This is a genomic window from Acinetobacter sp. CAU_H_56, assembly GCF_058599425.1.
Genome location: NZ_CM178654.1, coordinates 2,991,644 through 3,014,741, shown reverse-complemented (window position 1 = coordinate 3,014,741; position 23,098 = coordinate 2,991,644). Strand labels below are relative to the sequence as shown.

Genomic DNA, 23,098 nt, shown 5'->3' with positions numbered 1-23,098 from the left:
TTAACCTCTGTGATTTATCACAGTAATGCAGTCCGACGAGGATGCATTAAATCATTAACAGAATATATTTGAGTTGAAATAATTTGTTCATACTCATACAAGAGCGGAAACGACACGACTTCGGTTGTGAAGTTGAAGTGATTGAATGAGAACTAGCGAAATTAACTGAATCAAGCGTTTTGGTATATGAATCTAATTGAAGCTGTACAGTGATTAAGTTCACGAGACTCTAACTGTGTAATTAACTGAGTGATCGGTTGATTATGTTGTTTATCCTACTTGTAGGGATGAACGACTGTTTGGGGTTGTATAGTCAAGTAATTAAGTGCATGTGGTGGATGCCTTGGCAGTCAGAGGCGAAGAAAGACGTGATAGCCTGCGAAAAGCTCCGGGGAGGCGGCAAATATCCTGTGATCCGGAGATGTCTGAATGGGGAAACCCACCGGCTATAAGGTCGGTATCATAAACTGAATACATAGGTTTATGAGGCGAACGCGGAGAAGTGAAACATCTCAGTATCCGTAGGAAAAGAAATCAATTGAGATTCCCTCAGTAGCGGCGAGCGAAAGGGGAACAGCCCATTAAGTCATATCAGTTTTAGTGGAATGCTCTGGGAAGTGCAACCATAGTGGGTGATAGTCCTGTACACGAAAGGGCTGATATGATGATGTCGAGTAGGGCGAGGCACGTGAAACCTTGTCTGAATATAGGGGGACCATCCTCTAAGGCTAAATACTCCTGACTGACCGATAGTGAACCAGTACCGTGAGGGAAAGGCGAAAAGAACCCCTGTGAGGGGAGTGAAATAGATCCTGAAACCGCATGCATACAAGCAGTGGGAGCCACTTTGTGTGGTGACTGCGTACCTTTTGTATAATGGGTCAGCGACTTATATTCAGTAGCGAGGTTAACCGAATAGGGGAGCCGTAGAGAAATCGAGTCTTAATAGGGCGTTTAGTTGCTGGGTATAGACCCGAAACCGGGTGATCTATCCATGAGCAGGTTGAAGGTTGGGTAACACTAACTGGAGGACCGAACCCACTGTCGTTGAAAAGCCAGGGGATGACTTGTGGATAGGGGTGAAAGGCTAATCAAACTCGGTGATAGCTGGTTCTCCCCGAAAGCTATTTAGGTAGCGCCTCGGACGAATACCATTGGGGGTAGAGCACTGTTTCGGCTAGGGGGTCATCCCGACTTACCAAACCGATGCAAACTCCGAATACCAATGAGTACTATCCGGGAGACAGACTGCGGGTGCTAACGTCCGTAGTCAAGAGGAAAACAATCCAGACCGCCAGCTAAGGTCCCTAAATCATAGTTAAGTGGGAAACGATGTGGGAAGGCATAGACAGCTAGGAGGTTGGCTTAGAAGCAGCCACCCTTTAAAGAAAGCGTAATAGCTCACTAGTCGAGTCGGCCTGCGCGGAAGATGTAACGGGGCTAAAACTATGTACCGAAGCTGCGGATTTGCAATTTATTGCAAGTGGTAGGGGAGCGTTCTGTAAGCCGATGAAGGTGTGTTGAGAAGCATGCTGGAGGTATCAGAAGTGCGAATGCTGACGTGAGTAACGACAAAACGGGTGAAAAACCCGTTCGCTGAAAGACCAAGGGTTCCAGTCCAACGTTAATCGGGGCTGGGTGAGTCGACCCCTAAGGCGAGGCCGAGAGGCGTAGTCGATGGGAAATTGGTTAATATTCCAATACTTCAGTGTAATGCGATGAGAGGACGGAGAAGGTTAAGTCAGCCTGGCGTTGGTTGTCCAGGTGGAAGACAGTAGGCATGCATCTTAGGCAAATCCGGGGTGCTCTATGCTGAGAGTTGATAGCAAGCCAGTTTACTGGTGAAGTGGCTGATACCATACTTCCAGGAAAAGTCTCTAAGCTTCAGTTACACTGGAATCGTACCCGAAACCGACACAGGTGGTCAGGTCGAGTAGACCAAAGCGCTTGAGAGAACTCTGCTGAAGGAACTAGGCAAAATGGTACCGTAACTTCGGGAGAAGGTACGCTGCCGGCGGTGATAGGACTTGCTCCTTGAGCTGTTGGCAGCCTCAGAAACCAGGCCGCTGCAACTGTTTATTAAAAACATAGCACTCTGCAAACACGAAAGTGGACGTATAGGGTGTGATGCCTGCCCGGTGCTGGAAGGTTAATTGATGTGGTTAGCGCAAGCGAAGCTATTGATCGAAGCCCCAGTAAACGGCGGCCGTAACTATAACGGTCCTAAGGTAGCGAAATTCCTTGTCGGGTAAGTTCCGACCTGCACGAATGGCATAATGATGGCGGCGCTGTCTCCAGCAGAGGCTCAGTGAAATCGAATTCGCCGTGAAGATGCGGTGTACCCGCGGCTAGACGGAAAGACCCCGTGAACCTTTACTGCAGCTTGACATTGAACTTTGATCTTACTTGTGTAGGATAGGTGGGAGGCTTTGAAGTGGCGACGCTAGTTGCCATGGAGCCGTCCTTGAAATACCACCCTGGTAATATTGAGGTTCTAACTCTGCTCCCTGATCGGGAGCGAGGACCATGTCTGGTGGGTAGTTTGACTGGGGCGGTCTCCTCCTAAAGAGTAACGGAGGAGTACGAAGGTGCGCTCAGCGTGGTCGGAAATCACGCGTAGAGTATAAAGGCAAAAGCGCGCTTAACTGCGAGACCCACAAGTCGAGCAGGTACGAAAGTAGGTCTTAGTGATCCGGTGGTTCTGTATGGAAGGGCCATCGCTCAACGGATAAAAGGTACTCTGGGGATAACAGGCTGATACCGCCCAAGAGTTCATATCGACGGCGGTGTTTGGCACCTCGATGTCGGCTCATCTCATCCTGGGGCTGAAGCAGGTCCCAAGGGTATGGCTGTTCGCCATTTAAAGAGGTACGCGAGCTGGGTTTAGAACGTCGTGAGACAGTTCGGTCCCTATCTACCGTGGGCGCTGGAAATTTGAGAGGATCTGCTCCTAGTACGAGAGGACCAGAGTGGACGAACCTCTGGTGTACCGGTTGTGACGCCAGTCGCATCGCCGGGTAGCTATGTTCGGAAGGGATAACCGCTGAAAGCATCTAAGCGGGAAGCCTACCTCAAGATAAGATTTCCCCGAGACTTTATGTCTCCTAAAGAGCCGTTGAAGACTACGACGTTGATAGGTTGGATGTGGAAGTGCAGTGATGCATGAAGCTGACCAATACTAATTGCTCGTGAGGCTTGACTATACAACACCCAAGCAGTTGTATATAAAGCATCAATTGATTTCATATTGATCTAACGATCAGACGAAGCCTTGATTTAGTTAAGCTAATCGAACAAATGAGAGTATAATTAAGCACTGCTTAGTTCTACTCGCAAGAACTCAGATACATCTGTTAATGCATTCTATTTGAAGAAAGCTAGGCAAACGAAGCGCAAGCAACGTAAATAAGACCATAGCGAGTAAGCATACCAGTTGTGCTGGCGACCATAGCAAGAGTGAACCACCTGATCCCTTCCCGAACTCAGAAGTGAAACCTCTTAGCGCTGATGGTAGTGTGGGGTATCCCATGTGAGAGTAAGTCATCGCCAGCTCATTATTCCAAAAGCCCTCTGCTCATGCAGGGGGCTTTTTTTATATTTATATAATCACTTTTCTCTCTTTAACGACTAATTTTTTACAGCTGTATAATCTCTGATCAGCTGTAAAATGTTATACTACTCGTGTAAATATTTTTTATTCTCTGAGTCATATGCAGCAGATTCTCATAAACACATTTGTGTTGATATGGCTCAGTTTGATTTCTCCACAGCTATACGCTGTAACAGAATTAAATTTTGATCATCATCAGTATGTCAAACTCGATGGAGAATGGGATTTCTACCCCAATCAGCTGATTGATCCCACTTCTGGGCAGTGACCATCTCAGTTAACTTCCTCTAATCAGACTCTTGCTGCTGAAAAAGTTCATTTACCTAATTCTTTCCTGACCTTAACAGGTCATAAAGACCATATTGGAACTTTTCAAAAAGCCTTCAGGCTACCTGAATCAGCCATTAATCATGCGGTTTATGTTTATGTACCATACCAGTATGGGGCTTATAGCATGTATGTCGATGATTATCTCCTGATAGAAGTAGGGTAGGTAGGCATACATGGTCAGCATCAGACCATGATGGCGCCAAAGCTGGCTTCTTTCTTTCCCTCACAGCGAGAAGTGACGATTACCATTCAGGCTTCAAGTTATCACCATATCCGTGGCGGGCTGGAAAACAGCATGTTTATTGGCTTTAACCAGCCTATTCTGGATAAGTTTTATGATCAGGTGATTCCTTTAAGTGTGATCAGTGGCGTTCTGCTGATGATTGGCTGCTTTATGGTGTTCTTTGCAGTATTTCGCAGCCTTAAAACGCAAGCAGGTAATTTGCTGCTGTTTCTAGGGTTATTTATTCTGTGCTTGAGCCTGCGTAGCTTCTTTGCAGTTCCATTTATTTATACTTTATTCACGAATATTTCCTGGGTATGGGGCACACGATTTGAGTATTTACTGACTGAATTGGCGACTCTATTTTTCCTGATTTATATCTATTTATTGCCTTATCGACTGTTAAATCCTTATTTATTAAAAATCACAGCTTTGTTAATTAGTATCAATGTGGCTGTGACCCTGTTTACGCTGCCTTATATATTCCAGAGCTTCTTTTTCCAGAGCTTTAGTATTGCAGTACTGGTCTTTATTAATCTGCTTTATGGCGCTTACCGCATGCATAAATCGCATGTGCGTTATTCCAAGATCAATTCTATTGCGGTGGTGCTGGTCTGCCTGACCTTCCTGCATGACTATTTACTTGCTTTAAAGGTGATAGATTCAGTTGAAATTGCATTTTATACATCTTGTGCCTATTTCATTTTAATTACCTTTCAGCTCAGCCGTGATTATGCGGTGCAAAGTATTAATACCGAGTTGTTAAACAAGCAGCTTTTGCGCCTGAATAAAGAACTTGATCAGAAGGTTCGGGACCGTACGCGTGATATCACCTTGCTCAATGAGAAACTCGCGCAGCAGGTGAGGCTGGATTCGCTGACAGGTGCCTATAATCGCTTTGCCTTAAATGAAGAGCTTCAGCAGCAATATGAATATACAATCGCAAATCAGACTTCGCTGGCTGTTTATATGATCGATGTAGATTATTTTAAAAACTATAATGACTATTATGGCCATCTCAAAGGTGACTATATTTTAAAAACACTGGTTCAAACTATTCAGCAAATATTGCCTGAAAATGGCTTTCTGGCACGTTATGGTGGTGAGGAATTTGCCGTTTTACTGGCAGATATTTCTTGGCAAGAAGCCAAAGATTTTGCCGAGCAACTTTGTGAGGCTATTCGTCAGCTCAATTTGGAACATGCCAATCGTGGGGATGACAAGACCTGGATTAGTATCAGTGTTGGGGCAGCGGTTATGGATGCTGAACATATCTATAGAAATGTTGACCGTTTACTGAAAACAGCTGATCAACAGCTGTATCAGGCAAAAATTCTTCGTGATTCAGCCTGTATTAAATAATAAAAAATCCAATCAATACATCAGCTCTCTTTATCTGATCAAGTTATATCCGCTTACGATTCCTTTACTTTTTTATTATTTTAGCCGCTGTCTGGAATGCTAAATTGGTATTTATCTGAATGAAATTAGCATGAAGAATAACAATGAAACAGACTCAACTAGCAGCAATTTTATTATTAGGCTTAGGTTCCTATAGCCTGACTGCCTGTGCCCAAGACAAGACTTCAGCACCGCCCGCTGGACAATCCGCTGCCAAAACCACACAGCAAGCCTATAAAGTCGAAGAATTTGCGCAGTTGAATGAGCCATGGGCACTGACTGAGCTGCCGGATCAGCGCTTACTGATTACTGAAAGATCTGGAAAGTTAAAAATATTTAATCCAGCCAATCGCAGCACTCAAACTGTTCAGGGTATCCCTCAAGTGGCCTATGGCGGACAAGGTGGCTTAGGCGATATTGCACTCCATCCTGACTTTGCCAAGAATCAGTGGGTGTATCTCAGTTATGCCGAACAGGGGCAGGGTGGCTATGGTGCAGTCGTGGTTCATGGCAAACTAGATCTCACCAAGAGCACCCCTCAACTCACTCAGATCAAAAAAATCTGGACTCAGGTACCGAAATTTTCTTCAGGACAGGGTCATTATGGGCACCGGATTATCTTTGGCTCAGACAATAAGCTCTGGATCAGTTCGGGTGAACGTCAGCAATTTAATCCAGCCCAGGACATGAACTCCAATGCCGGCAAGATTATTCGTCTGAATGACGATGGTTCAATTCCTTCCGATAATCCATTTATGAATCAGGGCGAAATTGCCAAGCAGGTCTGGAGTCTGGGACACCGTAATCCTCTCGGTTTGGCATTTGATCCACAAGGGCAGCTTTGGGTGATTGAAATGGGTCCTAAAGGCGGTGATGAGCTGAATAAAGTGATAAAAGGCAAAAATTATGGCTATCCGATCGTCTCCAATGGGGATCATTATGATGGCAAGCCGATTCCAGATCACAGCACCCGACCAGAGTTTGAAGCACCAGCACTAGATTGGACTCCAGTAATTTCTCCTTCAGACTTGTTGTTCTATACTGGCAATAGCTTTCCTCAATGGAAAAATAAAGCCATTGCTACAGGTCTGTCTTCTCAGGCAATGATTGTAATTGATACCACTCAAAATCCTGCGAAAGAAATACAGCGACTGGATATGAAAGAGCGGATTCGTGGTGCGATTCAGGCCAAAGATGGCTCACTCTGGGTGATTGAAGATAGTCCAAAAGCCAAGTTGCTTAAGATGACCACCCCTCAGTAAAAAGCTAAATAGTTAATATCAGAATGAAAGAAAAAGGCCCCAACTCCTGTGAGGGCCTTTTCAAATTTAGCTCAGATACCTTTCCTCCGGTATCGATCAGCATCCTGCCGATGTTTTATTCTTGTTTTTGCAAGACTTCCTGTCTTGGTATGTACTCAATATAGCCTGAGTCAGAAAGACCGAGTAGAGGCATTGACCGCATCTGCTGTAGGCCAGAGGCGACAAGCTCACTTGAAAATATTTATCCGATTAATTCCAGAGTTCTCAGGATAATTTTACGATATGGTAGAGATAGGAGGCCTTATTGAAGCTCATCTCTCTATTCAATAAAATAATAAAAAGGAGAAGCACATGCCTACCGTTCAAATTGAAGTCCAGCAGCAATATTCCCATGCTGATGAAGAGCAGTTACTCAATTGCGTATTTCAATGTGTGAAAAATGCCTTTCAACTGCCTGACTATGACCGTAATATCCGGCTGGTGGTACATGAAGCGCATCGTTTTCAGTATATGACTCATCTGGCTCAGCCTTAATACTTTACCTTGATCAGTATTGACTGCTTCGCTGGCCGAAGTCTGGAGACCAAGCGCAAACTGTATCAGCAGATTGTAGAAAGCTTGGGAAAATTGGGCATTCCGCCTGATCATATTCTGATTCATCTGCGAGAAAGTCCATTGGAAAACTGGGGAATCCGCGGTGGGCAAACGGCCTGTGATGTCAATTTAGGCTTTAATGTAGAGATCTGATTTTTTTTAAGAAAAATAAAAGATTTTAAATACAAAAAAGCCCCAACATCCTGTTGAGGCTTTTCTGGATTTGCTTCTCAGATCTGACTCCTGTCTGACCTGTCAACGTCCTATTACTCTGCGCTTTTTATTGTTGTTGTATCGCTTTGCAGACTTCCTGTCTGTCTATGAATCAAACTATAGCCTTGAACTGAAAGTGAGAATAGCCGACAAATTCTGTGCTGCCTGTAGGCTAAAGCGCACATTGCTGTCGTCCTCAGGCACTGACATATTGGATCAGTTTATCCACGACATCTCTGAGTGTTTTATTGTCGAATTCATTCCCTTCAAAGCTGTAGTCTTTATTACGACTAAAAATATCCCGAAGCTCTACAATCGCATTGGTATCCACCATGCCAAGCTGAGTGCCGACCTGACGGATCTGATCAATGGAACGTGAGCCGTTGGTGACGCCATAACCGATATAAGCTGCCGGTTTGCCTTGCCATTCCTTGGCCAGATAATCCAGCGCATTCTTTAATGCCGGGCTATAGCCATGGTTATATTCAGGGCTGATAAAAATAAATGCATCCGCAAGGGCAATAAAGTCGGCCCATTCCTGCTGTTTCGGCTGATCATAAATACCGGTCAATGGGGGATGAGAACCAGCAAAAAGCGGAAGATCCCATTCTTTTAAGTCGACAAGTTCGGTTTCAAGCGTGCTAAAACCATATTTTTTAATTTCCTGTAGTACCCAATGTGCGACCTTAATTGCTGTACGTCCTTCACGCACACTGCCAACCACAATATAAATTTTCATATCTTTCCCTTTCTTATCGCATGCTCATCAAATTAAATTAATCAGATTTCTGAACAGAGACTAGAGAGGATTTGTATCCAGAAACTAAAAAAGCTCCCGAAGGAGCTCTTTTAAATCATGTGATTAGCCGATATTACATCAGCTTCACGCCTTGCTGGCCAGCTGGAGTAACTTTGAAGATTTCGACTTCAAAGGTGATATTTTTACCTGCAAGCGGATGATTAAAGTCCACTTCGGTAATATCATCATTTACGGATCTTACTACGCCATACAAAGTCGATTTGGCCTTGTCTTCAAACTCGATCATGTGACCTTCGATCGGACGTTCGCCAAATTTCACCGTATCAAATTTTTGGACATTTTCAGGATTCCACGGACCAAAAGCTTCTTCGGGCGGGAGGCTGACGGTACGACGGTCACCAGCACGCAAGCCCATCAAGGCTTTTTCAAAACCTGGTAATAGGTTGCCATCACCAATGGTCAGGCTTACCGGTTCTTCACGGCTACGGGTATTGTCAATTTCTACGCCACTTTCGATCGCGACAGAAAAATGAAGCTCGACTTTAGAGCCGTCTTCAACACGAGTTTCCTCGTTAGGATTAATAAAATCAGTCATGTTGCGCCTGTGCACGTTGAATTCGGTGTTTTTCCAGGAAAAACGTATCAATCAGCAGCAGAATCGTACCTAAAGTAATGGCACTATCCGCAATATTAAAAGCAGGGAAGTGGCTGTTCTGATAATAGACATGAATAAAGTCGACCACATAACCTAAAGAAATGCGGTCAATCAGGTTACCAATAGCACCACCCAGAATCAGGGCAACTGCTAGTGGCAAGACTTTCATGCTCTTTGGCATACGCATCAGCCAGAACACGAAAACCACAGACACTAAACCTGCAAGAGAGGTAAAGAAATAGCGTTGCCAGCCACCAGCATCGGACAAGAAACTAAAGGCAGCGCCATAGTTATGTAATAGTGTCCAATTTAAAAAGGGCAGGACGGGCACCGGATCTGCATATTCCAGATGTGTTACCGCAATCCATTTGGTCCATTGATCTAGAATGATCGCCAGAATAGCCAGTCCGATCCACCACAAATTGTGAGGATAGAACTGGAACAGACCCTTTTTCTGCTGTGGGTTAGGCATATTTTCTCTCTTCACCTTGGCCGCTCGGGAGGTTAATGATACAACGACCGCATAGTCCTGGATGTGAGGCATGTGTATTCACATCAGGAAGCACATGCCAGCAGCGTACACATTTCTCGCCATCTGCCGCAGATACTTTTACGCGTAGGCCTTCAAGTTCAGCGTCATTGCCTTGAGCAGCATCAAACGGATTCACGATTACCTGAGAAGTGATCAGAACGAAACGCAGCTCATCACCCAGACGGTCTAGAACAGCTTTCAGTTCATCATTGGCCCACAGCTCAACTTTGGCAGACAGGTTTGAACCTACCAGTTTCTCGTTACGCGCATTTTCAATGTGTTTGTTCACCGCGGATTTCACGGCAATCAGGGTTTGCCAGTCTGCTTCAGATAACAGGTTAGCTTGTGCAGAAACTGGAATATCGTACCATTCAGCAGTGAAGACATATTTCTCACTTTGACCTGGAATTAGTGGCCATGCTTCTTGAGCAGTGAAGCTCAGGATTGGCGCCATCCAGCGAACAAAGGCTTGTACCAGATGATACAGTGCAGTTTGCGCAGAATGACGTGCCTGCGAGTCTGCTTTAGTAGTGTACTGACGGTCTTTGATGATGTCTAAGTAGAAACCACCGAGGTCGTTAATACAGAAGTTGGTCAAGGCATTGGTCACGATATGGAAGTTCATATCTTCATATGCTTTCTTGATGGTTTCCTGTACATCATTCGCGCGTTGCAGGATGTATTGATCCAGTGCAATCAGTTGATCTACGGGTAGGGCATCAGTTGCCGGGTTGAAGCCATTCAGGTTTGCCAGCAAGAAACGCAAAGTATTACGGATACGACGGTAACCATCTGATGCACGGTTAAAGATTTCTTTACCTGCGGTCATTTCATAACGGTAATCTGCTGAAGCGATCCAGAAACGCAGGCCGTCTGCACCCATGTTCTTGATAATGTCTTGCGGAGTAATGATATTACCCAGCGATTTTGACATCTTGCGGCCTTTCTCATCGACCACGAAACCGTGAGTCAGCAAGCCTTTGTATGGCGCACGTTGATTGATCGCCATAGAGGTTAATAATGAAGACTGGAACCAGCCACGGTGTTGGTCAGAACCTTCAAGATACAGATCAGCCGGATCGGTTAATTCTTCACGGTCACGCAGCACTGCATAGTGGGTTGTACCAGAGTCAAACCATACGTCTAAGGTATCGCGAACCGCGTTGTACTGCTCAGCATCATCACCAATGAAGTCTTTGGCTTCACGGTTATACCAGGCATCAATACCTTCCTGTTCGATCAGTTTCGCGACTTCTTCGATCAGTTCAGGTGTACGCGGGTGCAGTTCATTGGTGTCTTTATGCACGAAGAATGGGATTGGTACGCCCCAAGTACGTTGACGTGAGATACACCAGTCCGGGCGGCCTTCGATCATCGCCTGAATACGGTTTTTACCCCAATCCGGTACAAAGCTGATGTCATTTTCAATGGCATTCAACGCGCCCTGACGCAGACCTTTTTCATCCATGCTGATGAACCATTGTGGGGTCGCACGGAAGATAATCGGAGTTTTATGACGCCAGCAGTGCGGGTAGCTATGCTTAATAGGCTTATGTGCCCATAGCTTGTTAGCTTCGCCAAGCGTCGCAATAATTTGTGGATTGGCCTTGTAGATATGTTCGCCTGCAAATAGTGGTGAAGTCGGTAAATACACACCATTACCACCTACAGGATTATCCACTTTCAGGTTATACAGCAGACCAACTTTATAGTCGTCCACACCATGGCCAGGCGCAGTATGTACAGCGCCAGTACCGCTGGTTGCGATAACGTGTTCACCCAGAATGACTGGCACTTGACGCTCAGCAATTAAAGGATGTTGCAGTACCAGATTCTCAAGTTTTGCACCGGCAAAATCGGCAATCACTTCAACCGCGTTAAAGCCATAACGCTCAGTTGCAGACTCAACCAGATCTTTGGCCAGGATAAAGTTTTGTGCAGCTTTATCTTCACCACGTGCAACGACCAGCTGGTATTCAATTTCAGCATGTAAGGCAACTGCCTGGTTCGCAGGCAGGGTCCAAGGCGTAGTCGTCCAGATCACGATATCGGTTGAGTCTTTAACTTCAACACCTAAACGTGCAGACAGATCCGCCAGATCCACCACGGTGAAACCCACGTCAATCGCGTCTGACTTTTTATCTTCATATTCAACTTCAGCTTCAGCCAGTGCTGAACCACAGTCCAGACACCAGTTCACCGGTTTAAGGCCTGGCTGGATATGGCCATTTTTCGCGATTTCACCGAGTGAACGCACGATGTTGGCTTCCTGCTTGAAGTTCATGGTGAGATAAGGATTGCTCCAGTCACCAAATACACCCATACGGATGAAGTCTTTTTTCTGTAGCTCCACCTGGCTCAATGCATATTCGCGGCAAGCTTTACGGAAAGTAGGCGCATCTACTTTAACGCCGACCTTACCGACTTTTTCTTCAACTTTCAGTTCAATTGGAAGACCATGACAATCCCAGCCTGGTACATAAGGCGCATCAAAGCCGTCCATGATACGGCTTTTAATGATGATGTCTTTAAGTACCTTGTTGACTGCATGACCTAAGTGAATCTGGCCATTGGCATATGGAGGGCCATCATGAAGCACGTATTTTTTCTTGCCAATTCGCGATGCACGAATCTGCTGATAAATGTCATCGGCATACCACTCTTCTAACCATTTCGCTTCACGTACTGCCAGATTTGCTTTCATTGCAAAGTCAGTACCTGGGAGGTTCAGCGTGGCTTTATAATCCACTGCATTTTCAGGAGTTTGCTTATCGCTCATGCAAGTTGTCTTCCAATTTAATCAGTCATTAGACTGACACGTTTTACAATAAAAATACGGGACATTAAAAGGGAAATGTGGGGTGTTTTCGACGAAACTCAAGCAGTTTCTCAACATCATCATCAATTCCGGCCTTTAACGCTTCAAGCGAAGGATAATCTTTTTCGCCATGCAGATAATTCAAGAAGGTTACCCGCATTAACAGGCCATACAGATTAGCAGAAACATCAGGAAAATGTACTTCTAATCGCCATTCCGGATGAGTCTGTTTGATCGCAGGGCGGGTACCCACATGACCGGCACCAAACAGGCTGCCCTGATCATAGCCGGCAATACCCGGCTGTTCAGGATTTTCCTGCTGAACCTTGGCGCTGAGTGATCCGGTTTCACAGACGACTTCAACCCCATAAATGCCCTGCAGGCAGGGTTTATGCCGGTTCAACCGGACATTAATGGTCGGGAAATCAATGGTACGGCCAATCTGGTCGCCGTATTGCACCCGGCCGGTAATACTATAAGGACGTCCCAGCAATTTGGCTGCCAGAGCCAGGTCACCCGCTTGCAGGGTCTGACGGATGCGGGTAGAACTGACCCGTTCACCATCCAAGGCAATGGTATGCAGGTTGGTGACCTTAAATCCATAATCTCGCAGGAATTCACTATTGCCTTGACGGTTTTTACCAAAGTGAAAATCATCCCCCAAGACCAGATGTGCCGCATTCAGTTTATCTTTCAGAATATCGGCAAAGGCTTCGGCACTCAGGCTTCGAAAATGATGATCAAACTTGGCGACCGCAATATAGTCCACACCCAGTTCGCTTAAATATTCCACCTTTTCACGCAAAGAAGAAATACGCGGCGGTGCTTCATAACCTTTAAAAAATTCAAGCGGTTGTGGCTCGAAGATCATCACAACAGTTTTTAGTTGCTCAGCTTCTGCAACAGCTTTTAACTGTTTGATCATGGCCTGATGACCCAGATGCACGCCGTCAAAATTACCAATTGTAACGGCGGTTTTTGGCAATTCAGAATGTGACGCTAAAGCATTGAGACGGAGCAGCTGCATAGGCGAAATCAGGGAATTGAAAAATAGGAAAGGCTATATATTGCCATAATCTCAACGATTCGTCTTGCTGTTGTGTTTTTATGCAAAAAAATTATTGAAAAATCACGAAACACATCAAGAAGAAAGTGTGCCATCCAAGAATCTTCTGTGGTTATTTAAGTGAAAGATCTGCAAAACAGAAATCTAAAAACCCGCTTTTCATTGCCTGGATTTTGCTTTCTAATGTCACGGTTTTCTCAGTCTCAGGTAGTTTGCATGTCAGATTCAGTGCTCATTATGGCATTGGCCAGTGAATCCAAAGGTTTGTTCGAAGCAGAAGGTGTAGAAGTCCACTATAGTGGCATCGGCAAGGTGAATGCTGCTTTTAAGGCTTTTGAAGTGATTCAGAAAACCTGCTGTAAAACCCTGATTAATCTCGGCACAGCAGGCAGTTCCCATTTCAAGGCGCATGAACTGGTCGAAGTTAAGCGTTTTGTACAACGTGATATGGATGTTTCACCCCTAGGATTTGAAGTTGGTATTACCCCGATGGATGATCATTTGCCAGGCGCAATTGATCTGGAACCATTTTTTGTCCATTTACCGAAAGGGGTTTGTGGAACAGGGGATAGCTTTGAAACAGGCTTGCCGAAAGTGGCTTGTCAGCTGGTCGATATGGAAGGCTATGCGCTGGCCAAGGTATGCAGAAAATTGGATGTGCGCCTGATTTCAGTCAAATATATTACTGACGGTGCAGATGATAGCGCTCATTTGGACTGGGAAGAGAATCTGCTGCTGGGTGCGCAGAAATTATTGAATTTATATCAAACGTTAAAATAATAATAAAGGGTGAGAGAAGGGGTCGGCGACCATAAAATTTATGGTCGTATGCCAAATAATTTTTGCGTTGACCTATTTTTCTTGTGTACGCGGAAGTACGCCGTACAGCATCATATGTACAGTATGCTGGATAATCCGTTGTTGCATGCTGCGGTTACGCAAGGTCTTGCCCGTCACCATTTCCATCTGGGTCGCGAAATCTGCATAGTTCTGGGTTACCGCCCAGATATTCAGAATCAGCAGTTCAGGATCGATATCTTTAGAAATCTTACCTTGTTCCTGCCAGTTTGAAATCACTTTGGCTTTACGCTTGACCAGTTTTTTCAATGGGCCTTTTAAGATTTCTAAAATGTGCGGCGCACCCTGAATCACTTCCAGAGCGAACAGGCGTGAAGCTTTAGGCTGGGTACGCGATACTTCAATTTTTTGCATCAAATAATTGGTAATCGCTTCTTCAGGCTCAAGATCGGCTTCTAGCATTTGTAAAGGTGCCAGCCATTTTTGTAGAACAGTCGTTAAAACCTCTACATAGAGCGCCTCTTTATTTTCGTAATAATAGAAAATATTCGACTTATGCATTTCTGCGATTTGTGCGATCTCATCTAAACTCGCCCCATTAAAACCGTATAGGGAAAAAACATCGAGTGCGGCATTCAGCAGCTGGTTGCGTTTTTGAGTACTCTTTTTTTGTTCCATCAGCAAATATTAAAAACAATTAAAAAAGGGAATTTTTAATTGTACGTCAAATCATCAGATTTGTGCATCAAGTCAGGTGCTAATTTTATGAATAATGATGATTTATTCTTTAGATTAAAGATACAATTAGTATCGGTTTAAGGCGCAGGAATTAAAAACCAAGCTTTTGAAAAGGTTGATAATTTTTTAAGGGGTACTTATTACCTTGAAGCATCATAAAGTTAAAATAAAATTAATGAATTAAGTTGAAATTTTGCCAATTGCTGAATAAATAATCAGTAAGACAGATATTCTCTTGATTCGAAATAAGGAATCCAGAATAACCAGCTATTCCAGATTCCCACGCATTTCAGGTTGCAAGAACGGCATTCAGAACCTGTTGTTCAAGTTCGGCGAATTTCACATTCTTTTGGCGTGGACGCGGAAGATCAACTTTAAACTCTTTGGCAATATGGCCTTTGTCCAGCAGGATAATCCGGTCTGCCAGTTGTACGGCTTCACTGACGTCGTGGGTGACCAGAATCGCGGTAAAGCCCTGTTCAGTCCATAATTTTTCAATCAGGTTCTGCATATCCAGACGGGTCAGGGCATCCAACGCACCAAGTGGTTCATCTAGCAATAAAATACGTGGCTTATGTGACAAGGCACGTGCCAGAGCAGTACGCTGGCGCTGACCACCAGACAGTTGTGAAGGCCAAAGCCCAGCTTTTTCTTTTAAGCCGACTTTCTCCAGCATTTGTGAAGCATTACCATGCTGGTCTTTGGGTAGGCCGAGTTGCACGTTCTGTTCGATGCTGCGCCATGGCAATAAACGCGGATCCTGGAACATCACGCGGATATCATCAGCGGTAATGCCTTCACGGATATGACGTGCAGACTTGAATTTAATTTCGCCGTAGCTCTGTTTTTCTAAATCTGCAATCAGACGAAGCAGGGTACTTTTACCACAGCCACTACGTCCAACAATCGCCAGAAATTCACCCGGCTGAATATGCAGGTCCAGATCTTCCAGTACCTTCACCGAACCATAGAACTTGTGCAGCTGTTCAATAATGATTTCGGCACCGGCAACTGCATTGGGATTGATATCGGTTGCAGCAGGCTCCTGCACTGCAGTCGGATCATTGGCAAGACGCCCTAAGCTGAGATCAGTCATCACATGCTCCTCAATATTTTTTCAATTATTTTTGATAGCCAGCATGCCAGCGCAGCAGGAATCGTTCTAAGGCCACGGCCAGGACATCTGCCAGTTTACCTAGCAGGGCATACAGTAAAATACCCACCAGGACGACATCGGTTTGCAGGAATTCACGCGCGTTCATGGTCATATAACCGATACCGGACTGGGCAGAAATCGTTTCCGCCACAATCAGTAGTACCCAGACCAGACCGAGTGAAAAACGCAGACCGACCAGAATTGAAGGCATTGCCCCTGGCAGGATGATTTCTTTATAAAGCTGCCAGCGGGTCAGGCCATAGCTTTTACCCATTTCAATCAGCTGGGGATCGACTGAACGAATGCCATGATAGGTATTGATATAGATCGGGAAGAACACACCAATCGCGACCAGGAACAGCTTGGCTGATTCATCAATTCCGAACCAGAGAATGACCAGTGGAATTAAGGCCAAAGCCGGAATGTTACGGATCATTTGTAAGGTGGTATCCAGCAGGGTAGAGGCCATTTTGGATGAACCATTCAGTAGACCCAAAATTAGCCCTAGACCACCGCCTACTAATAAACCACTTAAGGCACGACCAGCACTGACTTTGACATGTGTCCACAACTCACCGCTGAGCAGCAAATTCCAGAATGCGATGACTACGGCACTTGGTGCAGGCAAAATACGGCTTTCCAGCAAACCGGTACTCGACGCGATTTGCCAGAGTAGAATTAATCCGACAGGAACTAACCAGGGCAGCAAACGCTGCCCAAGCTGTGTTCCACGTGAAACCTTCTTTTCTGCGAGGGTTTCAACTGAAACGATTTTCGACATTAAGCTGGCTCCTGAACACTCTCAGCCTTCTTGTTCTCATCTGGAGTGTAATTATTTGCCACAATCTCACCGAATGGACCAGTCAGGTTTGGCTGAGCCAGTTTTTGTTGAGTTTCAAGCGGAAGTAATGGGAATACTAGTTCCGCAAAACGGATCGATTCTTCCAGATGTGGATAGCCTGAGAAAATGAAGGTATCGATACCTAGATCAGCATATTCCTGAATACGTGCTGCGACAGTTTCTGGATCGCCGACCAATGCTGTACCTGCACCGCCACGTACCAGACCTACACCTGCCCACAGGTTTGGAGACACTTCGAGTTTGCTACGGTCGCCATTATGCAGCTCAGCCATACGGCGTTGGCCGACAGAGTCCATTTGCTTGAATTTCGCTTGTGCAGCAGCAATAGTGGCATCATCTACATACTGGATGAGTTCGTCTGCTGCTCTCCATGCTTCTTCATTGGTTTCACGAACAATTACGTGTAAGCGGATACCGTAGCTCAGCTTGCGACCTTTTGCTTCGGCTTTGGCACGGACATTTTCAATTTTTTCTTTCACTGCTGCAGGTGGCTCACCCCAAGTCAGGTAAGTGTCAACCTGATCAGTGGCCAGTTCAACGGCTGCATCTGAAGAACCACCGAACCAGAGTGGTGGATATGGTTTTTGAACTGGTGGATAAAGCAGTTTGGCATCATCTACACTGAGACGTTCGCCATGGAAAGTGAAGCTTTCGCCGGTATGTGAACGGGTCAGAATTTCACGCCAGATTGTCGTATATTCAGCTGCAGTCTTGTAGCGTGTTGCATGATCTTCATAAACGCCGTCACCTTTTAGTTCTTGCTCATCACCACCCGTCACCAGGTTCAGCAATACACGGCCACCAGACAGACGGTCAAAGGTTGCAGCCATACGTGCAGTCAGAGCAGGCGTGGTAACACCTGGACGCAGCGCGACGAGGAATTTCAGTTTTTTAGTCGCATCAATCAGGCTAGCTGCAGTTAACCACGGATCTTCACATGAACGGCCAGTCGGGATTAATACACCTTCATAACCAAGATTATCGACCGCAACCGCAATCTGCTTCATGTAAGCATGATCGACCTGGCGTGCACCTTTGCTGGTACCTAAGTAGCGGCTGTCGCCATGTGTCGGGATAAACCAGAAAATTTTCATGTCTTTGATCCTTAGATTATTTGCCTGCCCAAACGGCTTGCTGAATATTGATAGATTTCGGAATGATCTTGAGTTCGCTGAAACGGTTTGCGAGTTCCTGCTGATCGGCGATCACTTTCCTGGTGAGCGGTGCCGCACCAGACGGATTCGGACGACGCTGGATAAAGGTCTGGCTGACAATCGGTTTTAGACCGGTACTTTGTGCAAAGATGCTTGCAGTTTCAGCCTTATGGCTTTGTACCCATTTATCTGCAACATTGACCTGCTTGATAATGCCTTTTAAAGCTTGCGGATGATTTTTGATTAAATTTTCTGAAGCGAGGTAAAAGGTGTAATTTGGACTTAAGCCCTTACCTGAAGATAAAACTCTGGCTTTATCTTCTACTTGAGCCGCAGCATAGTACGGATCCCAAATCGCCCAGGCATCAATCGCACCTTTCTGGAAAGCTGCACGCGCATCAGCAGGGCTTAACCAGACCGGCTGAATATCAGTCCATTGCAGACCCGCTTTGCGTACTGCCTGTACCAGTAAATAATGTGAGCTTGAACCGCGGTGCACGCCAACACGTTTACCTTTGAGCTGGCTCAGCTTGGTAATTTTGGAATTGTGCTGGACCAGAATGGCAGAAGATAAAGGTTTTGCAGTTTCATAAGCAAAATAGTGCAATGGCTTATTGCCTGCCTGAGCGTAGACAGGAGGTGTATCTCCAGTTGCACCTACATCAATAGAACCTACCGCCAGTGCTTCTAAAATTTGTGGTCCGCCTGGGAATTCATTCCAGCTGATTTTTGCATTTGGAAATTCCTTTTCCAACAGCTTTTGCTGCTGTGCAATCACCAGGTTCACAGAGGCTTTTTGATAACCCACACGCAGCTGTTTAACTGAAGGATCCACTGCCCAAGCAGCACTTGAACCCAACATCGCGCAAGCAACTAATGCAGCGTTCATCCCATGACTGGAGGTCTTGAACCATGTGATTGCTTTGTTGTGTAGCTGATGTTGAGTCATGATTAAATCCCCTAAATTGTTCTTTGGTTTACTTCGCGATAATTGCAGATTGAATATTCAGTTTTGCTGGAATCAGTTGCTGGCCATAGAAGGCATCAGCCACCTGTTGTTGTTTTTGTGCCACTTCGGGAGTGAGTGGTTTTACCCCAAAGCCCATGCGTGAAATAGACGTTTTTAATACATCAAAGGCCAGGCCTGTCGGTTTTTCCAGAAGTTTGGCTGCTTCATCCTGATGAGCAGAAACCCATTCAGTGGTCAGGTTGAGTTCATTCACGACAGCTTCAATAATCTGTGGGTTGGCTTCAGCAAACTTGCGATCTGCCATATAGAACTGATGATTACTGACGATGTTCTCACCCGTGGCGATGACACGGGCACCAATCTGATGTTCTGCTGCAGCGAAGAACGGATCCCAGATCACCCAGGCATCGACAGCACCGCGTTCGAAAGCGGCACGGGCATCAGAAGGTGGTAGGTAAACCACTTCGATATCGCTGAGTTTTAGATTATTGGCTTCAAGGACTTTGAGTAGTAAGTAATGAACATTTGAGCCTTTATTTAAGGCAACACGTTTGCCTTTCAGATCCTGTACGGATTGAATCTTCGAGTCTTTTTGTACGATTAGCGCTTCAGCTTTCGGTGCTTCAGGCTGGTTGGCCACATAGACCAGATTTGAATTCGCTGCTTGAGCAAAAATCGGTGGCGCTTCACCGGCTTCACCAAAAGATACGCTGCCGACATTCAAGCCTTCAAGCAACTGAGGACCAGCCGGGAATTCAACCCATTTCACATTCACGCCTTGTTCTTTTAATGACGTTTCTAAGGTGCCACGTTCTTTTAAGATCGGCAGTACACCATATTTCTGGAAACCAATATTCAGGGTCACGGCTTCTTGTTTTTTGCCACAGCCAGAAAGCATCATCACGCCAGCCACCGCAGCACTAAGGACCGCAGTTTTTGTGAATAATTGAATGTGTGATTGGCGCATGAATCAGAACTCCTGAAAATTTAGAAATGTGAAATGAAGAACTTAGGCATACGCTAAAGCTTTTTACTTTTCTAAAAAAATAACTATTCAGGAATTTCTAATGAAGAAAAAAGATAAATAAAAAAGTGCAAAACTTATGCAGGAAACTGATTTACACATTAATTTAGGAAAAAAGAATTATTTATATAAGATAATGAAATATAAAATTATTTATTCTAAATAAAGTGGCCAGATATGCTTATTAAAAAATCAGCAATAGTATTTTTATACTGAATGCAGGTTTTATGAATATCGTTATCTAAAATAAAGATATGAGAGCGCATAAAAAAGTCACTTTAAAGTGACTTTTTACAGACAATCGAATTGCGCTGATAATTATAAAAAGCCTGTCGGGCATCGGGCAAATCATCTACTGATGCCGGTTCAAAGCCCTGTTCCAGAAACCAGTGTGCAGTACGGGTCGTTAAAATAAACAGTTGCTGAATACCCAGACTTTTAGCCTTATCTTCCAGATAATGCAGAATCTGACTACCGCGGTTGGATTGACGGTAACTTGGATCTACCGCAACGCAGGCGATTTCTGCAGAACGCAGTTCATTGCCCGTAGTTGGAATCGGATACAGGGCTGCACAGGCCAGAATCATGCCATCACGCTCAATTACAGCGAACTGGTCAATTTCATTTTCCAGACGCTCCCGCGAACGGTAAACCAGAATACCTTCTTCTTCCAAGGGGCGGAGCAAACGGATCAGGCCACCGACATCCTGAATATCGGCCATACGCACTTCTTCATAATGCGCATCGGTGATCATGGTGCCGGAACCATCCCGGGTGAACAGTTCTTCCAGCAAGGCGCCGTCATAGGTATACGAAATCAGGTGAACACGATTGACGCCATTTCGGGACGCTTCCTGAGCGGCCTTGAGCTGGAGCCGAATTTCAATATCCTGTTCATCAGAAAGAATATAGTCATCCAGTTGCTGTGGGGTTACTTCCCGTTTTAAATGATCCTTACTGTCGAGCAGACCATGCTGTCGACCCAAGATAATCAGTTTATCGGCTTTAAGGCGAGTGGCAGTTTTGGTTGCGACTTCCTCAGCTAGAAGGTTAAAAACTTCGCCCGTCGTTGAATAGCCGGTCGGACCGAGAATCACAATATTATGATTGTCCAGATGACGTTGAATCGCATCGGTATCAATGGCCCGAACTTCACCAGTTAACTGAAAATCGACCCCGTCACGGATACCATAAGGTTTGGCTGTCACAAAATTTCCAGAAACAGCATCAATGCGCGCACCATACATGGGTGAGTTGGCCAGCCCCATCGACAGTAAGGCCTCAATCTGTAAACGGATCGATCCCACTGCATTCAGTACACAGCTTAAGGATTCACGTGTCGTCACCCGACGCTGCTGGTGGAAAGGGGTCTCGAAGCCACTTGCAGCCAGATTCTGGTTAATTTGCGGACGTGCGCCATGCACCAGAATCAGACGGATTCCCAAAGAATTGAGAAGGGCAATATCATGAATGATGTGCTGAAAGTTGTCATGCAATACCGCTTCACCATCAAACATGATCACAAAAGTTTTATTGCGATGAGCATTGATATAAGGCGCAGAATGGCGAAACCAGTGCACATATTGCAAGGTGTTGCTCGGTGAGGTTTCTGCTGCAGTCATAGCTGTGCCTATTTCAACATTTAAAGATCTAGCTTTGATTCTAATGAAAAAATACTGAAGTGGAAGTACAGATATAAAAAAACACCTGAAGCGAGCTTCAGGTGTCTGCTAGAAGGGCAGAAAAGAGAATGATTAGTTGATGATTCGAACAATCTTGTCGTTACGATCGTTGACTAGCACATAGTCACCATTGATTTTGTACCATTGCTGGTTTTTACCTGCTTTCGGCAGACGGCGTGCTTCATAGCCACTGACTTCAAAGCGACGGTTGTCGTATTGGTTTGGCAGTTTTTGACCTACGCGCCAGTCACGGCTTGGGTTAACCCCACGGTTGTTGTAACGACGGTCATCGCGGCGATCATCCCATTTTTTCGCATCTTTATGATTCCAATGTGGTGCCGGTTTATGCGGTGCATAACGTGGATCATGATGCTGCGGTGCTGCCATTGCAGAAGTAGCCACCAGCGCACTAAGAGATAAGGCAATTGTAGTTAAAACTTTTTTCATGGCTCTCACCTAAAAATCTGTACATGTTTTCGATGAGATTAAATTAGCGAATAAGTGGATAGAAAGCGTGAGGCCAGTTTAGTGGAATTGTTAAATTCATGAAGGAATTTAGGAGATTAGCCACGATTAAAAGGAAAACTCTAAAATAAGAAAAAACCTAAAAAGGCTCATCCTAAACATCAAAAAGCCCAAACGAGGTTGGGCTTTGCATCAGGTTCTGAATCAGTCTCCGATGATCCGGATAATACTGTTATTTTCAGAGTTCACCAGAATGTAGTCATTGTTGACTTTGTACCATTGCTGCTTACGGTCTGGTTTAGGCAGTTTATGATCCTTATATTCGACCTTGTAGCCATTACTGCGATAATGCTGCGGCATGACATAGCCAGGCTGCCAGCGTAACTGCTGCAGACGCTTAACACCACGTTCTTCACGCATACGGCGTTTATCATACTGGTCTTGGTGATCGTCATGGAACTCACGCGATTTCTTGGCCTGATGATGACCCGGACCCCGTTCCATACGCTGTTCATCATTGAAATGAGGGGCAGCGTTTGCAACATTTGCTAGCATGAATGCACTGCAGGACATCGCCAATGCTACCAGAACCTTTTTCATGTTGAACCCTCATTCAATTGTTCATTTTCTACAGTAACTAATGTACGGAAAAATTGCAGAGAAACTGTGAAGAACTGGCTGAAGTTTTATATCAATTACAGAGAAATTATGATTATGCCATGATTTTACATAAGCTTAGGATGCACTTCAGTCAGTTGACCAGTTATGCCCAGCCCCATTGGCAT

Annotated in this window: 17 protein-coding genes, 2 rRNA genes and 1 pseudogene; 6 read left to right on the top strand and 14 right to left on the bottom strand. The window is 45.1% G+C overall.

All coding sequences use genetic code 11. The features are described from left to right. The first annotated feature begins 311 nt into the window (after positions 1-311). From AC4MCC_RS14230 to AC4MCC_RS14210, 5 genes and pseudogenes are all read left to right on the top strand, one after another. Positions 312-3,203 (top strand): 23S ribosomal RNA (locus AC4MCC_RS14230). A gap of 234 nt (positions 3,204-3,437) precedes the next feature. Then, positions 3,438-3,552: ribosomal RNA gene (gene rrf, locus AC4MCC_RS14225) — 5S ribosomal RNA — on the top strand. 578 nt (positions 3,553-4,130) lie between these two features. Then, positions 4,131-5,525, top strand: a complete 1,395-nt coding sequence (locus AC4MCC_RS14220) for a GGDEF domain-containing protein (protein WP_491885472.1) — start codon at positions 4,131-4,133, stop codon at positions 5,523-5,525. 143 nt (positions 5,526-5,668) lie between these two features. Next, positions 5,669-6,826: a PQQ-dependent sugar dehydrogenase gene (locus AC4MCC_RS14215; protein WP_491880455.1), complete on the top strand. Its 1,158-nt coding sequence runs from the start codon at positions 5,669-5,671 to the stop codon at positions 6,824-6,826. 351 nt (positions 6,827-7,177) lie between these two features. After that, positions 7,178-7,573, top strand: a pseudogene (locus AC4MCC_RS14210) (tautomerase family protein). A 256-nt stretch (positions 7,574-7,829) separates the two neighbouring features. On the opposite strand, the gene AC4MCC_RS14205 reads toward AC4MCC_RS14210, so the two are convergent. The 5 genes from AC4MCC_RS14205 to ribF all read right to left on the bottom strand — a co-directional run bounded on the left by AC4MCC_RS14205 (position 7,830) and on the right by ribF (position 13,425). After that, on the bottom strand, positions 7,830-8,372 hold the full coding sequence (locus tag AC4MCC_RS14205; RefSeq protein ID WP_005232867.1) for an NADPH-dependent FMN reductase: 543 nt from the start codon (positions 8,370-8,372) through the stop codon (positions 7,830-7,832). A gap of 133 nt (positions 8,373-8,505) precedes the next feature. Beyond that, positions 8,506-8,988, bottom strand: coding sequence for an FKBP-type peptidyl-prolyl cis-trans isomerase (locus AC4MCC_RS14200; protein ID WP_125278879.1), 483 nt, complete (start codon positions 8,986-8,988; stop codon positions 8,506-8,508). After that, the gene (gene lspA, locus AC4MCC_RS14195; RefSeq protein ID WP_004781354.1) at positions 8,981-9,520 is read right to left on the bottom strand and encodes a signal peptidase II; all 540 of its coding nucleotides are present in this window, start codon (positions 9,518-9,520) and stop codon (positions 8,981-8,983) included. The genes AC4MCC_RS14200 and lspA overlap by 8 nt, the downstream gene beginning before the upstream one ends. Beyond that, positions 9,513-12,359 carry an isoleucine--tRNA ligase gene (gene ileS, locus AC4MCC_RS14190; RefSeq protein ID WP_419365434.1) on the bottom strand — a complete coding sequence of 949 codons (2,847 nt, stop codon included), beginning with the start codon at positions 12,357-12,359 and terminating at the stop codon, positions 9,513-9,515. The genes lspA and ileS overlap by 8 nt, the downstream gene beginning before the upstream one ends. A gap of 64 nt (positions 12,360-12,423) precedes the next feature. Next, positions 12,424-13,425, bottom strand: coding sequence for a bifunctional riboflavin kinase/FAD synthetase (gene ribF, locus AC4MCC_RS14185; protein WP_104426775.1), 1,002 nt, complete (start codon positions 13,423-13,425; stop codon positions 12,424-12,426). 255 nt (positions 13,426-13,680) lie between these two features. On the opposite strand from ribF, the gene AC4MCC_RS14180 reads away from it, so the two are divergent. Further along, complete coding sequence (locus AC4MCC_RS14180) at positions 13,681-14,244, top strand: 5'-methylthioadenosine/S-adenosylhomocysteine nucleosidase family protein (RefSeq protein WP_491885471.1); 564 nt, start codon at positions 13,681-13,683, stop codon at positions 14,242-14,244. 72 nt (positions 14,245-14,316) lie between these two features. Here the strand turns inward: AC4MCC_RS14180 and AC4MCC_RS14175 are convergent, their stop codons facing one another. From AC4MCC_RS14175 to AC4MCC_RS14135, 9 genes are all read right to left on the bottom strand, one after another. Next, the gene (locus AC4MCC_RS14175; RefSeq protein ID WP_005232857.1) at positions 14,317-14,940 is read right to left on the bottom strand and encodes a TetR/AcrR family transcriptional regulator; all 624 of its coding nucleotides are present in this window, start codon (positions 14,938-14,940) and stop codon (positions 14,317-14,319) included. A gap of 349 nt (positions 14,941-15,289) precedes the next feature. Continuing rightward, entirely contained in the window at positions 15,290-16,096 is an 807-nt protein-coding gene (locus AC4MCC_RS14170; protein ID WP_180011124.1) for an ABC transporter ATP-binding protein, read from the bottom strand. A gap of 25 nt (positions 16,097-16,121) precedes the next feature. Beyond that, a complete protein-coding gene (ssuC, locus tag AC4MCC_RS14165) occupies positions 16,122-16,937 on the bottom strand; it encodes an aliphatic sulfonate ABC transporter permease SsuC (protein WP_419374899.1) in 816 nt (271 codons plus the stop codon). Further along, positions 16,937-18,112, bottom strand: coding sequence for an FMNH2-dependent alkanesulfonate monooxygenase (gene ssuD, locus AC4MCC_RS14160; RefSeq protein ID WP_491885470.1), 1,176 nt, complete (start codon positions 18,110-18,112; stop codon positions 16,937-16,939). The genes ssuC and ssuD overlap by 1 nt, the downstream gene beginning before the upstream one ends. Positions 18,113-18,128: 16 nt before the next feature. Then, a complete protein-coding gene (locus AC4MCC_RS14155) occupies positions 18,129-19,121 on the bottom strand; it encodes a sulfonate ABC transporter substrate-binding protein (protein ID WP_491885469.1) in 993 nt (330 codons plus the stop codon). A gap of 28 nt (positions 19,122-19,149) precedes the next feature. After that, positions 19,150-20,109 (bottom strand): sulfonate ABC transporter substrate-binding protein, encoded by a 960-nt coding sequence (locus AC4MCC_RS14150; protein WP_419374897.1) that lies wholly within the window; start codon positions 20,107-20,109, stop codon positions 19,150-19,152. 335 nt (positions 20,110-20,444) lie between these two features. Further along, positions 20,445-21,788, bottom strand: coding sequence for an amino-acid N-acetyltransferase (gene argA, locus AC4MCC_RS14145; protein WP_491885468.1), 1,344 nt, complete (start codon positions 21,786-21,788; stop codon positions 20,445-20,447). A gap of 132 nt (positions 21,789-21,920) precedes the next feature. Beyond that, the gene (locus tag AC4MCC_RS14140; protein ID WP_491885467.1) at positions 21,921-22,295 is read right to left on the bottom strand and encodes an RcnB family protein; all 375 of its coding nucleotides are present in this window, start codon (positions 22,293-22,295) and stop codon (positions 21,921-21,923) included. Between the two features lie 222 nt (positions 22,296-22,517). Next, on the bottom strand, positions 22,518-22,913 hold the full coding sequence (locus tag AC4MCC_RS14135; RefSeq protein ID WP_491885466.1) for an RcnB family protein: 396 nt from the start codon (positions 22,911-22,913) through the stop codon (positions 22,518-22,520). Between the last annotated feature and the right edge of the window lie 185 nt (positions 22,914-23,098).

Coding starts and splice junctions, on each gene's coding strand:
- AC4MCC_RS14220 (WP_491885472.1), top strand. CDS start 4,131: ATGATGGCGCCAAAGCTGGCTTCTTTCTTTCCCTCACAGCGAGAAGTG.
- AC4MCC_RS14215 (WP_491880455.1), top strand. CDS start 5,669: ATGAAACAGACTCAACTAGCAGCAATTTTATTATTAGGCTTAGGTTCC.
- AC4MCC_RS14205 (WP_005232867.1), bottom strand. CDS start 8,372: ATGAAAATTTATATTGTGGTTGGCAGTGTGCGTGAAGGACGTACAGCA.
- AC4MCC_RS14200 (WP_125278879.1), bottom strand. CDS start 8,988: ATGACTGATTTTATTAATCCTAACGAGGAAACTCGTGTTGAAGACGGC.
- lspA (WP_004781354.1), bottom strand. CDS start 9,520: ATGCCTAACCCACAGCAGAAAAAGGGTCTGTTCCAGTTCTATCCTCAC.
- ileS (WP_419365434.1), bottom strand. CDS start 12,359: ATGAGCGATAAGCAAACTCCTGAAAATGCAGTGGATTATAAAGCCACG.
- ribF (WP_104426775.1), bottom strand. CDS start 13,425: ATGCAGCTGCTCCGTCTCAATGCTTTAGCGTCACATTCTGAATTGCCA.
- AC4MCC_RS14180 (WP_491885471.1), top strand. CDS start 13,681: ATGTCAGATTCAGTGCTCATTATGGCATTGGCCAGTGAATCCAAAGGT.
- AC4MCC_RS14175 (WP_005232857.1), bottom strand. CDS start 14,940: ATGGAACAAAAAAAGAGTACTCAAAAACGCAACCAGCTGCTGAATGCC.
- AC4MCC_RS14170 (WP_180011124.1), bottom strand. CDS start 16,096: ATGACTGATCTCAGCTTAGGGCGTCTTGCCAATGATCCGACTGCAGTG.
- ssuC (WP_419374899.1), bottom strand. CDS start 16,937: ATGTCGAAAATCGTTTCAGTTGAAACCCTCGCAGAAAAGAAGGTTTCA.
- ssuD (WP_491885470.1), bottom strand. CDS start 18,112: ATGAAAATTTTCTGGTTTATCCCGACACATGGCGACAGCCGCTACTTA.
- AC4MCC_RS14155 (WP_491885469.1), bottom strand. CDS start 19,121: ATGACTCAACATCAGCTACACAACAAAGCAATCACATGGTTCAAGACC.
- AC4MCC_RS14150 (WP_419374897.1), bottom strand. CDS start 20,109: ATGCGCCAATCACACATTCAATTATTCACAAAAACTGCGGTCCTTAGT.
- argA (WP_491885468.1), bottom strand. CDS start 21,788: ATGACTGCAGCAGAAACCTCACCGAGCAACACCTTGCAATATGTGCAC.
- AC4MCC_RS14140 (WP_491885467.1), bottom strand. CDS start 22,295: ATGAAAAAAGTTTTAACTACAATTGCCTTATCTCTTAGTGCGCTGGTG.
- AC4MCC_RS14135 (WP_491885466.1), bottom strand. CDS start 22,913: ATGAAAAAGGTTCTGGTAGCATTGGCGATGTCCTGCAGTGCATTCATG.